This is a genomic window from Methylobacterium tarhaniae (genome assembly GCF_001043955.1).
GTDB classification, from domain to species: Bacteria; Pseudomonadota; Alphaproteobacteria; order Rhizobiales; family Beijerinckiaceae; genus Methylobacterium; species Methylobacterium tarhaniae.
On the sequence record NZ_LABZ01000386.1, the window covers coordinates 1 to 626 of the forward strand.

A 626-nucleotide genomic window follows, 5' to 3' on the forward strand; every position below is an offset into this window, starting at 1 on the left:
CCGCCTGCGCGAGGGCGACACCACGGCGAGCCGCGACCTCGTGCCAGTGCTCCAGACCGGCGTCGTCAACCACCTGCAGCGCTACGACGAGGCCGACGTGACCCTGGTCTTGCACGGCGCCGAGATCGCGCCCGGCAACAGCGGCGGGCCGCTGGTCGATTATTGCGGCCGGGTCGTCGGCGTGAACACCTTCGGGCGCACCGACGACCGCCTGCCGGTCACCGCACGCTACGCGCTGGGGGCCGACGGCCTCGCAGCGTTCCTAGCCGCGTCCGGCGTCGCCGCCGCCCTCGATTCCCGCGCTTGCGACCTCCAGGCGGCGCCCCGCCCGACGGTGGCGGCCGCAGAGGTCGAACCCGCCGCCCCCGCCCCGGCGAGGAGCGCCCCACGGTCCGGCCGCGATGCCAGGCCGGCCGCGCCGGCCCCGGCCCGCTAGACGGAGCCGCGACCATGTCGGCGACCCTGAAGCTCACCGAGACCCCGCGACAGGGCTTCGACCCGGTCAACCCGAAGCTCGCACAGCAATACGAGCAGATCGTCGATCTCCTCGCCCGCCGCCTGGGTCCGTCCCACGCGCAGCTCTTCGCCGAGCCGGTGCCAGTCGCGCTCGCCGGCACCGGGCGCCC

Annotated in this window: 1 protein-coding gene; it reads left to right on the forward strand. The window is 75.6% G+C overall.

Translation table 11 applies throughout. From position 1 onward, the window contains the following. Positions 1 to 436 (forward strand): trypsin-like peptidase domain-containing protein (locus VQ03_RS34155; protein WP_048454627.1); only part of this gene is annotated, 436 nt, incomplete at its 5' end. Between the last annotated feature and the right edge of the window lie 190 nt (positions 437 to 626).